At 72.2% G+C, this 13,079-nt stretch carries 10 protein-coding genes; 5 read left to right on the top strand and 5 right to left on the bottom strand.

What is annotated here, in order from left to right; translation table 11 throughout:
- Window positions 1-78: 78 nt before the first annotated feature.
- The 5 genes from ACRAKF_RS23925 to mtnA form a co-directional block, all read right to left on the bottom strand.
- On the bottom strand, window positions 79-924 hold the full coding sequence (locus ACRAKF_RS23925; RefSeq protein ID WP_447039432.1) for a ComF family protein: 846 nt from the start codon (window positions 922-924) through the stop codon (window positions 79-81).
- Between the two features lie 92 nt (window positions 925-1,016).
- Window positions 1,017-2,768, bottom strand: coding sequence for an LpqB family beta-propeller domain-containing protein (locus ACRAKF_RS23920; protein WP_447042137.1), 1,752 nt, complete (start codon window positions 2,766-2,768; stop codon window positions 1,017-1,019).
- Window positions 2,769-2,868: 100 nt separating this feature from the next.
- Window positions 2,869-5,004 (bottom strand): MtrAB system histidine kinase MtrB, encoded by a 2,136-nt coding sequence (mtrB, locus tag ACRAKF_RS23915; RefSeq protein WP_447039431.1) that lies wholly within the window; start codon window positions 5,002-5,004, stop codon window positions 2,869-2,871.
- Window position 5,005: 1 nt separating this feature from the next.
- Entirely contained in the window at window positions 5,006-5,695 is a 690-nt protein-coding gene (gene mtrA, locus ACRAKF_RS23910) for a two-component system response regulator MtrA (RefSeq protein ID WP_189176211.1), read from the bottom strand.
- Window positions 5,696-6,082: 387 nt separating this feature from the next.
- Window positions 6,083-7,240: an S-methyl-5-thioribose-1-phosphate isomerase gene (mtnA, locus tag ACRAKF_RS23905; RefSeq protein ID WP_447039430.1), complete on the bottom strand. Its 1,158-nt coding sequence runs from the start codon at window positions 7,238-7,240 to the stop codon at window positions 6,083-6,085.
- Between the two features lie 140 nt (window positions 7,241-7,380).
- Here mtnA and ACRAKF_RS23900 point away from each other — a divergent pair, with 140 nt between their 5' ends.
- Genes ACRAKF_RS23900 through ACRAKF_RS23880 form a run of 5 tightly spaced genes read left to right on the top strand, consistent with a single transcriptional unit; the run spans window position 7,381 to window position 13,015 of the window.
- On the top strand, window positions 7,381-8,712 hold the full coding sequence (locus ACRAKF_RS23900) for a DUF7544 domain-containing protein (protein WP_447039429.1): 1,332 nt from the start codon (window positions 7,381-7,383) through the stop codon (window positions 8,710-8,712).
- A 4-nt stretch (window positions 8,713-8,716) separates the two neighbouring features.
- Window positions 8,717-9,442, top strand: coding sequence for a DUF4129 domain-containing protein (locus ACRAKF_RS23895; RefSeq protein WP_447039427.1), 726 nt, complete (start codon window positions 8,717-8,719; stop codon window positions 9,440-9,442).
- Window positions 9,439-10,719, top strand: coding sequence for a DUF4350 domain-containing protein (locus ACRAKF_RS23890; protein WP_447039426.1), 1,281 nt, complete (start codon window positions 9,439-9,441; stop codon window positions 10,717-10,719). Before ACRAKF_RS23895 ends, ACRAKF_RS23890 begins: the two co-directional genes overlap by 4 nt.
- Window positions 10,719-11,705 (top strand): AAA family ATPase, encoded by a 987-nt coding sequence (locus tag ACRAKF_RS23885; protein WP_447039425.1) that lies wholly within the window; start codon window positions 10,719-10,721, stop codon window positions 11,703-11,705. The genes ACRAKF_RS23890 and ACRAKF_RS23885 overlap by 1 nt, the downstream gene beginning before the upstream one ends.
- A complete protein-coding gene (locus tag ACRAKF_RS23880; RefSeq protein WP_447039424.1) occupies window positions 11,705-13,015 on the top strand; it encodes a DUF58 domain-containing protein in 1,311 nt (436 codons plus the stop codon). Before ACRAKF_RS23885 ends, ACRAKF_RS23880 begins: the two co-directional genes overlap by 1 nt.
- Window positions 13,016-13,079: the final 64 nt, after the last annotated feature.

Here is a 13,079-nt window from a genome sequence, read left to right as displayed (position 1 = left end):
GTCGTCACCCTCTACTGCCGCATACCTCCATTCGGGTGGGACGACCCTCTCACCACCTGCAACGAAGCAACTTCTCCTTCAGTTCCGGTTTATTCGGAAAGAATCCGGTGAGGCGGCGACGACCGCAGCGCTGATCACGTTTCCAGGGCCCAATTCCGGCCCTCTCGCGCTCCCGCTTCCCAGTCCCCGCAAGGCCTCCGTTCGCGCCTTCCATTCCGTGTGCAGGTCACGTATTGCGCGTGCGGCTTCCGTCAGTGACGCGCCGGTGGTCATCAGGTCGTCCACGACCACCACCCGCCCGCCGCCGACGAGCAGCCGGCCTCCCGCCGCGGTCACCTCCAGCGCACCCGTCAGATTGGCCTGCCGCTGCCGGGAATCGAGCCCCGACTGATCGGCCACCGCGCGCCGCTGGCGCAGCACCGCGAGCACCCGCGCCGGAATTCCCGCCCGTCGCAGCTCCCCGGCCGCCGCGAACGCCGTCCGCCGCACCGGGTCGTGCCCACGCGCCCGGACCGCGGCGCGCGCCGACGGCACGGGGACGAGCGTCAATGGCACCGTGCGCCCCCGTGAGCCGCCGTGTGTGCCGTCTACCCACGATGGCGCACCCATATCACCCGGATCCCGTGTTTCGCCCCGCAGGCCGGCCCGCACGGCCCCCGCGAGAGCCGCCCCCAGCGGCCCCACCAGCCCCAGGGCGCCACGCTCCTTGTGCGCGAGCAGCACGGCACGCACCGCGTCCTCGTACGGCGCCGCCGCGTGCACGACCGGCAGCCCCCATGGCTCCGGATCCGGGCGCACCCGCCGCGGCGTCCTGCCGCACAGTCCCGCCCGGCACCGCTCGCACAGAGCCGTCCGAGGCCTCCCGCAGCCCTCGCACTCGGCCGGCAGCACCAGGTCGGTGAGGTCCTGCCACCACCCCCGCATGGCCACCACTGTGCCAATGCGCGGGCGCCGCCACCACCCCTGTGGATAACTCCGGCTCGGCCCGCTCGGCCCCGGCAATCAGCCGGCCACGCTCATCCCGGATAGACCGGTGCCGCGCCTTCCTTCACCACGGTCTGCCACTGCGAGCCCGCCGGGAGCCGGACGATCCCGTCGTCGGAGTGCGCCACCAGCGGCTGCTGGTCGCTCTCGGACGCGGCGATCTCCTTCACGCCCGTAAGACCCGGCAGCGTGGTGCCCGAGAGGACCGAGCCGTCGCACTGCACGTACCGCATCTGCTGGACCCCGCCGGATTCCCGGCCGACCACCACGAGGCGGCTGCCGCCCGCCCACGACATGGCGGTGACCTCCTCCATCTGCGGTGCCGCCTGGGTGGGGTCGAGCACCGATATCCGCGGCTTCGCGCCCTCTCCCCGGTCGACGCGGCCGATCCAGAGGGACGACTTGCCGTCCTTCTTCACCAGCAGCGCGATCCGTACACCGTCCGCCGACACCCGTACCGCCTCGACGCGCCCGTCCAGCGCCGGAACCTCGACCTGCACCGGCTCGCCCTCGCCCTGGCCGAGCCAGAGCAGCCGGGGTCGCTTCGGGTCGCGGTCGGCCACCCACAGGTCGCCGTGGCCGTCCCAGCTCGGCGTGGAGAGACGGTCCTCCTCGGCCTTGGCCCTGCTGCGCACCTGCGCCTTGCCGAGCGTGTCGCCCGAGCCGAGCGACCCCGTGTACAGCGACTTCCCGTCCAGCGACACCCCGGCCGCACGCTTCTCGTCCCGCGAGACGGCCGCCGAACGCAGCGGCTGGTCGCCGGTGCCGAGGACACCGCTCACCGGCGCCGGATCGGCGGTGCTCCCCGAGTTGGCCGGCATCCGCACCAGGCGGTGCTCCTCGTCGACGAAGTACTGGTAGGCGGGCCGGTCCGCGCTGCGGTTCGCCGCGACGCTCTCCGCGTGGCCCTGGCTCAGCACACAGAGCATCGAGCCGTTGGACCGCTGGAGCGTCACCTGCTCCACCCCCGAGGGCGACAAGTCCTCCAGCGTGTAAAGGAGTTGGGCCGCCATCTCGCGGCACCTCGTCTGACTCGCCCCGTCGGACCGGCTGTTCAGCTGTACGGTCAGCCGGTTCTGGTCGTCCGGCGTCAGCGACTTGCCGGGCTCCTTGAGCTGCGTACCGCTGCGGAACCGCGAATCCGCCACCTCTCCCAGCCAGTTGGTCGGCCCCGCCAGGAGCAGCTTGACCGTCTGGGTCAGCGGGTCGATCCGCTGCCGTATGTAGACGGGGTCGGCGACGAGCCCCGTCCGTGCGCCGGGGCCCGAACCCGGAGACCCGGCGTAGTAGTACTTGTTGACCGAACGGTAGATGCGCTGGAAGTCCGACTCACCGAGCACCACCCCGGGCGGCGGCTCGTCGATGCGCCACTCCTTGCGGCCGTGCGCCCCACCCACCAGGCTGAGGTGCACGGACTGGTTGTAGGCGGCCGCCGCCGGGCGGTACGCGTGCTGCCTGTCCACCTTCGCGACCTGCCGCCCGGTCAGGGAGAACCGGCGGCTGCCGTCGCTGTCATTGCCCGCGTTGCCCGCAGTCGTGTTCGGACCGTCGGCGAGCACCGTCGTGGTCCTCTCCGGGTCCCACCTGCGCGCCGCGCTCTTGGTCAGATACTTCCGCGCCATCGCGAACTGCGGATCATCGCTGGTCAGCGCCTCAAGGAAGCCTTCGACGATCTCCACTGGCAGGGCGCCCTCGCGTGGCGGCAGCGCGTAGACCCGGACCTGCGACTGCGAGTCCGGGCGCTGCGAGGCGTCGACGGGCTTCAGGTTGCCGCTGTCGGGCATCGAGGCGCAGCCCGCCAGGAGCGCCCCACAACTCCCGAGCAGCAGCCCCGTACGCAGTGGACGCCGCGCGCGGCCTCCGGCCGGGCCACGCCCCGTACGCTCAGCGCCCACGACTGCTTTCCTCTCCCCGAACCGCCCTTGAACCTGCACCGGCCTCGCGCCCTGCTTCAGCCTCGGAACCCGAAGGCTCCGATGGCCCCGAAGGCCCCGAAGATCCGGAAGGCTCCGCAGGTCCCGAAGGCTCCGAAGGCTCCGAAGGCTCCGAAGGCGGACGCTCCGCTTCCGGGGTCCGGCGCGGCACGACGCGCGCGCCGCTGCCGGGCAACGCCGTCGGGTCCACGGCCGCCGCTCGCGCCAGGCGCGGCGGTATTGGCCCCTTCGCCGGGACCGGCGGCGGCACCCTCTCGGGCGACGCGGACGTCTGCGCCGGAACGGTCGCCTGCTTGCCGGCGCCCTCCTGCGGCAGCCCCGCGTCGTTCAGCCCGCGGTGACGGCGCGAGTCGTCGGGCTCCAGCGGTATCGGCGAGCCCCGCAGCGGCTCGTCCGCCGTCCTCGGCAGGGTGAGCCTGAACTGCGAGCCGCCTCCCGGCTCCCCCCACGCCTGGAGCCACCCGCCGTGCAGCCGGGCGTCCTCCAGGGCGATGGACAGGCCCAGCCCCGTACCACCGGTGGTACGCGCGCGTGCCGGGTCCGCCCGCCAGAAGCGGCTGAAGACCCGGGTCGCCTCGCCGGGCTTGAGCCCCACGCCGTAGTCCCGCACGGCGACGGCGACCGCGCCTCCCGCGGCGGCGAGCCGCACCACGACATCCTTGCCCTCGCCGTGCTCCACGGCGTTGACCACGAGATTGCGCAGCACCCGCTCCACCCGCCGGGCGTCGGCCTCGGCGACCACCGGCTGCTGGTCCCCGACGACCCGTATGTGTGTGCCCTTGCGCTCGGCGAGCATCTCCGCGCCGCCGACGACCCTGCGCACGACCTCACGCAGGTCTATGGCGTCCGCCTCCAGCGCGGCGGCTCCCGCGTCGAACCTGCTGATCTCCAGGAGGTCGGCGAGCAGCAGCTCGAACCGGTCGAGCTGGTCGGCCAGCAGCTCCGCCGACCGCGCGGTCACCGGATCGAAGTCCACCCGCGCCTCGTGGATGACGTCCGCGGCCATCCGCACGGTCGTCAACGGCGTACGCAGCTCGTGCGAGACGTCCGAGACGAACCGCCGCTGCATCCGCGACAGCTCCTCCAACTGCTGGATCTTCAGTTGCAGGTTCTGCGCCATCTTGTTGAAGGCCTCGCCGAGCCGCGCGATGTCGTCCTCGCCGGTGACCTTCATACGTTCCTGAAGGCGCCCGGCGGACAGCCGCTCCGCGATCCCCGCCGCCATCCGTACGGGCGTGACCACCTGGCGCACCACCAGCCAGGCGATGGCGCCCAGAAGCACCACGACGAAGAGCCCCGCGGTGGCGAGGGTCGTCCTGACGAGGTTGAGCGACTCCTCCTCCTGCGTCAGCGGGAAGAGGTAGTAGAGCTGGTACGGATCGCCCTGGAGGTCGTTGAGCCGCTTGCCGATCACCAGGCCCGGCTGAGCCTCGCGGCCGTCGTCGAACACGATGCGGGTGTTGGCCTGATAGACGCCGGCGCCCTTGTCGACCCGGCTGCGCAGCTCCTCCGGCACACTCAGGATCGGCTCCACACCGCCCGAGGCCCGCGAGCCGCGTACGCCCACGTCGCTCGCGGAGGTGAGCGTCACCACGGCGAACGCGTTCTGCCCGCCGCTGGAGAGCTGTTCGACGAGGTCGGACATCCACACGGCGGCGTTCCGCCCGTCGACGGCGCTGCCGTCCTGCCCGGTACTCTGCCGCGCGGCGTTGACACTGTCCTGCGCGGCCCGGAACCCACCGTCGGCCTGGCTCTGCGAAGCCTTCACCTTGGCCTTGAGCAGGCCGTTGTTGACCGAACTCATGACGGCGAAGCCCAGCATGAGGACCACGCCGAGCGACATCAGCAGGGTCGTGACGACGACCTTGAGCTGGATGTTCCGCCGCCAGAGACGCACCGCCGGCAGCAGCGGGCGGCGCACCCAGCGCACGAAGAGCCGCAGCACCGGGCTGCCCTGCACCCCGTCCTGCAACAGCAGCCCGCCGTCGACGAGCCGCCCGAACCGGGACGCGCGCCGCCCCGGCCCAGTCCGCCCCGGGCGAACCCCCGGACCCCCGGGCGCCGAGGTGGAACTGTCCCGGGACATGTCAGCTCGGTCCGGCCTTGTAACCGACGCCACGGACGGTCACCACGATCTCCGGCCGCTCCGGGTCGCGCTCGACCTTGGAGCGCAGCCGCTGGACGTGCACGTTCACCAGGCGGGTGTCCGCCGCGTGCCGGTAGCCCCAGACCTGCTCGAGCAGCACCTCACGCGTGAACACCTGCCACGGCTTGCGCGCCAGCGCGACCAGCAGGTCGAATTCCAACGGTGTCAGCGCGATCGACTGCCCGTCCCGCTTCACGGAGTGCCCGGCCACATCGATGACCAGGTCACCTATGGCCAATTGTTCGGGCGCCGGCTCCTCCGACCTCCGCAGCCGCGCCCTGATCCGGGCCACGAGCTCCTTCGGCTTGAACGGCTTGACGATGTAGTCGTCCGCCCCGGACTCCAGACCGACCACCACATCCACGGTGTCGCTCTTCGCCGTGAGCATGACGATCGGTACGCCTGACTCCGCCCTGATCAGGCGGCACACCTCGATGCCGTCCCGTCCGGGCAGCATCAAGTCGAGCAACACAAGATCGGGTTTGGCCTCCCTGAAAGCGGCCAGCGCCTTGTCGCCATCAGCTACGAACGACGGCTCAAAACCTTCACCACGCAGCACAATCCCGAGCATCTCGGCCAGTGCGGTGTCGTCGTCGACGACAAGGACTCGTCCCTTCATGCCTGACATCATCCCATTCTCGTAACAGTGACTGGGCTGCTGGTGAGAGAGGTCACTGACCTGTGACGATAGTCGTATAAAGCCATCACTGTGTGCGTTGATCCACAGCGGCCGCTCCCACGACCGGGCTCCGGCCCGCCCGACAGCCGCCGCGACGGCCTTCGCGGACCGGCAAAATCCCGCCAGTCCCAACCCTCGGTCGGCGCCACGACCCGCCACCACGACCGGCACCATGACCGCCAGGCCAGGTGCCCTCCCCCTCCACAGGTGGCTGCTCGAACAGCCACCACCCTCATTCCTCCACCGGCCCGTGATGACGCCGTCCCGGGCAGGCAAAGTGACCCCCCGCGCCACCTCACCGGCATCCGCACCGGTGAGGTACCGCGATACGCCACCCTCTCAGCTGATGGGCACCTGGCCCGACCTCGCGCACACCTCGGCGAGGCCTTCGGCCGTCACCGGCGACAGCACACCCTCCTCCGTCACGATCGCCGTCACCAGCTCCGGCGGCGTCACGTCGAACGCGGGGTTGTACGCCTGCGTCCCCAGCGGTGCCACCGGCACACCGCTCCCCGTCTCCCTCCCGAACGCCGGCACATGCGGCACCATGGCCTCCGTCACCTCATGGCCCGCCCGCTGCTCCACCTCGATGGACGCCCCGTCCGGGGTGCCCGGGTCCACGGTCGTCACCGGAGCCACCACGATGAACGGGACGTGGTGGTACCGCGCGAGCACGGCGAGCGGATAGCTCCCCACCTTGTTCGCCACCGAACCGTCGGCCGCGATGCGGTCGGCACCGATCAGCACCGCGTCCACCTCACCGGCGGCGAACAGTGACCCCGCCGCGTTGTCCGTGAGCAGCGTGTACGCCATACCGCTCCGCGCCGCCTCGTACGCCGTGAGCCTCGCTCCCTGGAGCAGCGGCCGCGTCTCGTCCACCCACAGCCTGCGCAGCCTCCCCGCCCGATGCGCCTTGAGAGCAACCGCGAACGCCGTGCCCTCCCCGCCGGACACCAACGCCCCCGTGTTGCAGTGCGTCAGGATCCGATGACCGCCGCCCGGCATCAGCTCGTCGAGCAGCGCCAGGCCGTGCGCCGCCATCCTCGCGCTGGCCCTCGCGTCCTCGGCGTGCAGCGCCCTCGCCGCCTCCAGCGCGGCACCCGCCGCCGCCTCGTGGTCGGCACCGCCCATCAGCGCCGTGCGGTGGGCCGCCTGGGCCCGGCGCGCGCCGTAGGCGAGGTTGACCGCGGTGGGCCGCGCCCCCGCCAGCGAGTCCGCCGCCTCCTCCACGTCGAACCCACGGGCGGCGGCGAGCGCGACGCCGTACGCCCCCGCGATGCCCAGCAGCGGTGCCCCGCGCACCGCGAGCGTGCGGATCGCCTCCACCAGAGCCGGTGCGTCGGTGCACACCCGCTCGACCTCCTCGCCCGGCAGCCTGGTCTGGTCGAGGACGACCAGAACGGGTCCTTCGGGCGGTTCGTCCCAGCGGATCGCGGGAATCGCGGGGGTGCCGGTCGGCCGTATGTCCTCGCCGGATTGCGCGTACTGATCAGCCATCCGACCAGTCTGCCCCGTACCCCGCGGACAATTGAAGGTGTCCAGCCTCTCCGGCCCCCGGTCACCCGGCCGGTGCCCCGTGGCACGATGGCTGGCAACCAGCCGCCGCACCCGCGGTCGGGCACCGTGAAGGAGCGACGATGAACGACACTCCGGGCTGGGCCTCGCCCGGATCCGCCCCCTCCGACGGGCAGGACTCCGGCAAGCCGGACGCCGGCGAGCCCACGGACCCCAGCGGGCCGAGCGGCCCGTCGAAGTGGTCCAAGCAGCAGCCGCCGCCTGCCCAATGGTCCCCGCCCAGCAATCCGAACGCGGGCCAGACACCGCCTCCCCCGCCTCCTCCGCCCGGCCAGGGCGGCGGCTGGGGCTGGGGCGGCCCGCCTCCGGGCGGACCCGGTGGACCCGGCGGACCCGGTGGACCCAACGCTCCCGGCGGGCCCGGCGGCGGCTACCCGGGCTGGGGCGCCTGGCAGGGTCCTCCGCCCGCGGCCAAGCCGGGCGTCATCCCGCTCCGTCCGCTCGGCGTCGGCGAGATCCTCGACGGCGCGGTGTCCACCATGCGCGCCCACTGGCGCACGGTCCTCGGCATCTCGCTGACCGTCGCCGTCCTCACGGAAATCGTCGTCGTCCTCCTTCAGGGACTCGTCCTCAACGACGCCGCCGACACCGAAGCCCTCAACGACCCGAGCGCCACCCTCGGCGAGCTCACCCGCGCCATGGGCGACACCTTGCTGAGCTCGGGCGTCGTCCTCGTGATCACCTTGCTCGGCACCATCGTCGCGACGGCCCTGCTCACGATGGTCACCAGCCGTGCGGTGCTCGGTAAGTCGGTGACCACGGCCGAGGCCTGGCAGGACTCGCGCCCCCAACTGGCCAAGCTGTTCGGCCTCACCCTGCTCATCCCGCTCATCGGCACGGCCATCGTCGCCGTCGGCGTACTGCCCGGTGTCCTCGTCGCCCTGGCCGGCTCCTCCGAAGCCGGCGCGGCACTCGCCGTCCTCGGCGGACTCGCCGCGACCGTCGTCGCCATCTGGGTCGTGCTCCGCTTCTCGCTCGCCTCTCCCGCGCTCATGCTGGAGAAGCAGGGCGTCAAGAAATCCTTGGCGCGCTCGGTCAAGCTGGTCCGCGGCTCCTGGTGGCGGGTCTTCGGCATCCAGCTGCTCGCCGCCCTCATCGCGAACATCGTGGCGTCGATCATCGTCATACCGTTCACCTTCATCGCCGGTGCCCTCAGCGGCGACGGCGTCACGGGCTTCCTCAACAACACCGGTGACCTGGGCTGGACCTTCCTCATCGTGAGTGGCGTCGGCTCGGTGATCGGCTCCATGCTGACGTTCCCGATCACGGCCGGGGTCACCGTGCTCCTCTACATCGACCAGCGGATCCGCCGCGAGGCACTCGACCTCGAACTCGCCCGCGCGGCCGGCCTCTCCGGCCAGGCGACCAACCCGCCCGGCACCCCGGGGAGCTGATGCGGTGACCGCGGCGGGGGCAGTGCTCATACGGTTCGGAGCCACACCGCTCCTGCCGCGCTCCGGCGACGACCCGCCGGTGACGATTCCGCGCGACCCCGCGCGGGAAGCGGCCGAGCGCGAACTGTCCGACCCGGCGTACCACGAGAACGACGCCGGCCTCCTCCAGCGCGCCCTGAACCGCTTCTGGGACTGGATCGACGACCTGTTCTCCGCCGCCGCGGGGGCCACCCCGGGCGGCGGAATCGGCCTCCTCGTCATCGTCCTGGCCGCGGCACTCCTGGCCGCGGCCCTCTGGTGGCGCCTCGGCACACCCCGACGCACCCCCACCTCCGCGCCGGCCCTCTTCGACGACCGCCCCCGCAGCGCCGCCGAACACCGTGCCGCCTCCGAGGCACACGCCGCCCAGGCCCACTGGAACCAAGCCGTCCAGGAGCGCATGCGCGCCATCGTCCGCGCCCTCGAGGAGCGCGCGCTCCTCGACCCACGCCCCGGCCGCACCGCCGACGAGGCCGCCGCGGAGGCGGGCCACACCCTGCCCGCCCACGCCGGAGAACTCCGGTCGGCAGCGCACGAGTTCGACGACGTGACGTACGGCGGCCGCACCGCCGACGAGTCGGCGTACCGCCGTCTGGCCGGACTCGACCGTGACCTGGAACGCACCAGGCCGACCCTGACGAGCACCGCCCACACCACACCGAGCAGCAGCTCCCAAGGGGCCGCCGAATGACCGGCTCCCCACACCCCACCGAGCCGCCTCACTCCCCCGAACCGTCGCCCTCCACGCCCTCGACCACGACCACGGCCACGGCCACGGCGCGGCAACCGGCGGACTCGACGTCGATCTCGCCCACGCCACGCCAGCTCTGGACCCGCTCCCGAGGCATCGCCCTCGCCCTGGTCGTCCTCCTGGCCGCGGCCGTGGCCATCGCCGTGGTCCGCTCCGGCGGCCAGCACGGCCGCCTCGACCCCCGCTCCGCCGAGCCCAACGGCAGCCGGGCCGTCGCCGAACTCCTCGCCGACCGAGGTGTCTCCACCCGCGTGGTCACCACCACCGCGGAGGCCCGGTCCGCGGCCGGCTCCGATACGACACTCCTGGTGGCCAACCCCGACCTGCTCACGGAACGACAGAGGTCCCGGCTCCATGCGGCCACCAAGGACTCCGCCGGGCGTACCGTCCTGATCGCGCCGGGCCCCCGCTCGGTCGGCGCCCTGGCCCCCGGCGTCACCGCCGACACGACCCCCAGCACCGATTCGACGCTGGCCCCCGCCTGTTCCCTCCCGGCGGCCCGCCGCGCGGGCACCGCCGACATGGGCGGCATCCGCTACGACACGCTCGCCCCCGACGCCGAGAGCTGCTACCTCAGCGACGGCCTCCCCAGCCTCCTGCATCTCCCCGCCCCCCGCGGTATGGGCGACACCGTGGTCCTCGGCGCGCCCGACATCCTCTACAACAGCCGCCTCGACAAGCAGGGCAACGCCTCGCTCGCCCTGCAACTCCTGGGCTCCCGGCCCAAGGTGGTCTGGTACCTCCCCTCGCTCTCCGACGACCAGGCGGCCACGGAAGACGAGCGCCGCGGCTTCTTCGACCTGATCCCCTCCGGTTGGCGATGGGCCACTGTGCAGCTCGCCATCGCCGCCGTACTCGCCGCCCTGTGGCGAGCCCGCCGCCTCGGCCCCCTCGTCTCCGAACGCCTCCCCGTGGTCATCCGCGCCTCAGAGACAGTCGAAGGCCGTGCCCGCCTCTATCGCAGGGCGAACGCCCGTGACCGCGCGGCCTCCGCCCTGCGCACCGCCACCCGCAGCCGCCTCGCGCCTCTCGTCGGCGTATCGCCCACGCAGGCGCACGCGCCCGAAACCCTGGTCCCCGCCCTGTCCACGCACCTTCGCTCCCCCGTCCAAGACCTGCACCTCGTCCTCTTCGGGCCGGCCCCGAGCAACGACGCAGCACTCATCGCCCTCGCCGACCAACTCGACGCCCTCGAAAGTGAGGTACGCCACTCATGATGGACCCGACCACTGACAACGGGCCCACCGGAGACTCCGACAGCGCACGCGCTTCCCTCGAAGCCCTGCGCGCCGAGATCTCCAAAGCCGTGGTCGGCCAGGACCCAGCCGTCACCGGTCTCGTCGTCGCACTGCTCTGCCGCGGCCACGTCCTGCTCGAAGGAGTCCCCGGGGTGGCCAAGACGTTGCTCGTCCGCGCCCTCGCGTCGAGCCTCGAACTCGAGACGAAGCGCGTTCAGTTCACCCCCGACCTGATGCCGAGCGACATCACCGGCTCCCTCGTCTACGACGCCCGCACCACCGAGTTCTCCTTCCAGCCGGGCCCCGTCTTCACCAACCTCCTCCTGGCCGACGAAATCAACCGGACGCCGCCCAAGACCCAGTCCTCGCTCCTCGAAGCGATGGAAGAACGCCAGGTCACCGTCGACGGCACCCCACGCCCGCTCCCCGAGCCGTTCCTCGTGGCAGCCACCCAGAACCCGATCGAGTACGAGGGCACGTACCCCCTCCCCGAGGCCCAACTGGACCGTTTCCTCCTCAAGCTGACGGTCCCTCTGCCCTCCCGCCAGGACGAGATCGACGTTCTCACCCGCCACGCCGGAGGCTTCAACCCGCGAGACCTGCGCGCCGCCGGCGTGCGCCCTGTCGCGGGACCCGCCGACCTGGAAGCCGCCCGCACCGCGGTCGCCAAGACCTCCGTCTCACCCGAGATCACCGCCTATGTGGTGGACGTCTGCCGCGCCACCCGCGACTCGCCTTCCCTCACCCTCGGCGTATCCCCCCGCGGCGCCACGGCACTGCTCTCCACGGCCCGCGCCTGGGCCTGGCTCACCGGCCGCGACTACGTCATCCCCGACGACGTCAAAGCCCTGGCACTCCCCACGCTCCGCCACCGCGTACAGCTCCGTCCGGAAGCCGAGATGGAGGGCGTCACCGCCGACTCCGTCATCAACGCGATCCTCGCCCAGGTCCCGGTCCCCCGCTGATGGCCCTCACCGGACGCGCCGTCCTCCTCGCGGCTCTGGGCAGCCTTCCCGTGGGCATCTGGGAACCCGGCTGGACGGGCATCCTCGCCGTCAACACCCCACTGGCGCTGGCCTGCGCGTGCGACTTCGCCCTGGCCGCCCCCGTACGCCGTATCGGACTGACACGCTCCGGGGAGACGTCCGTACGCCTCGGGGAAACCGCCGATGTGGACCTCACCGTCACGAACCCCTCCGGTCGCGTCCTGCGCGCCGTCATTCGCGACGCCTGGCCCCCGAGCAGCCGCCAGCCCACGGCTGACGCCCCCGCATCCCGCCACCGCCTGACGATCCCGGCCGGCGAACGCCGCCGCCTCACGACGCGGCTGCGCCCCACCCGCCGCGGCGACCACCAGGCCGACCGCGTGACCATCCGCTCGTACGGTCCGCTCGGCCTCTTCGCCCGCCAGGGCAGCCACAAAGCCCGGTGGACCGTACGCGTCCTGCCCCCGTTCACCAGTCGGAAGCACCTGCCCGCCAAGCTGGCACGTCTGCGTGAGCTCGACGGCCGGACCAGCGTGCTGACACGCGGGCAGGGCACCGAATTCGACAGCCTGCGCGACTACGTTCCCGGCGACGACACTCGCTCCATCGACTGGCGCGCCACAGCCCGCCGGTCCTCGGTCGCGGTCCGCACCTGGCGCCCGGAGCGTGACCGGCACATCCTCCTGGTACTCGACACCGGCCGCACCTCGGCCGGCCGGGTGGGTGACGCCCCGCGCCTCGACGCCTCCATGGACGCGGCGCTGCTCCTGGCCGCCCTCGCCTCGCGAGCCGGCGACCGGGTCGACCTGCTGGCCTACGACCGCCGGGTTCGTGCCCTCGTCCAGGGCCGTTCGGCGGGTGACATCCTGCCCTCTCTGGTCGACGCACTGGCCGCGCTGGAGCCCGAGCTCGTCGAAACCGACGCTCAAGGCCTGACGTCAACGGCGCTACGGACCGCTCCGCGCAGCTCGCTGATCGTGCTACTCACCAGCCTCGACCGAGCGCCCGTCGAGGAAGGCCTGCTTCCCGTACTTTCTCGTCTCACCCAACGCCACAAGGTCGTCGTCGCCTCGGTGGCCGACCCTCACGTACAGCGGATGACGTCCGCTCGCGGAACAGCGGAAGCGGTCTACGACGCGGCAGCAGCCGCCCAGGCGCAGTCCGAACGGCACCGCACCGCGGAACAACTCACGCGTCACGGCGTCACGGTCGTGGACGCGACCCCAGAGGCACTGGCTCCGGCCCTGGCAGACGCATACCTCTCGCTCAAGGCCGGCGGCCGCCTGTAAAGCGAGGGCAGAAGAGCAATTGAGCGGAGCAATTGCCGGTTTGGGGCCGACCCATAACGCAGAA

Source organism: Streptomyces sp. DSM 118878 (assembly GCF_052936595.1).
Note: the sequence above shows the minus strand (reverse complement) of the source record. Positions and strands in the feature narration are given on the sequence as shown.

Coding starts and splice junctions, on each gene's coding strand:
- ACRAKF_RS23925 (WP_447039432.1), bottom strand. CDS start 924: ATGCGGGGGTGGTGGCAGGACCTCACCGACCTGGTGCTGCCGGCCGAG.
- ACRAKF_RS23920 (WP_447042137.1), bottom strand. CDS start 2,768: ATGCCCGACAGCGGCAACCTGAAGCCCGTCGACGCCTCGCAGCGCCCG.
- mtrB (WP_447039431.1), bottom strand. CDS start 5,004: ATGTCCCGGGACAGTTCCACCTCGGCGCCCGGGGGTCCGGGGGTTCGC.
- mtrA (WP_189176211.1), bottom strand. CDS start 5,695: ATGATGTCAGGCATGAAGGGACGAGTCCTTGTCGTCGACGACGACACC.
- mtnA (WP_447039430.1), bottom strand. CDS start 7,240: ATGGCTGATCAGTACGCGCAATCCGGCGAGGACATACGGCCGACCGGC.
- ACRAKF_RS23900 (WP_447039429.1), top strand. CDS start 7,381: ATGAACGACACTCCGGGCTGGGCCTCGCCCGGATCCGCCCCCTCCGAC.
- ACRAKF_RS23890 (WP_447039426.1), top strand. CDS start 9,439: ATGACCGGCTCCCCACACCCCACCGAGCCGCCTCACTCCCCCGAACCG.
- ACRAKF_RS23885 (WP_447039425.1), top strand. CDS start 10,719: ATGGACCCGACCACTGACAACGGGCCCACCGGAGACTCCGACAGCGCA.
- ACRAKF_RS23880 (WP_447039424.1), top strand. CDS start 11,705: ATGGCCCTCACCGGACGCGCCGTCCTCCTCGCGGCTCTGGGCAGCCTT.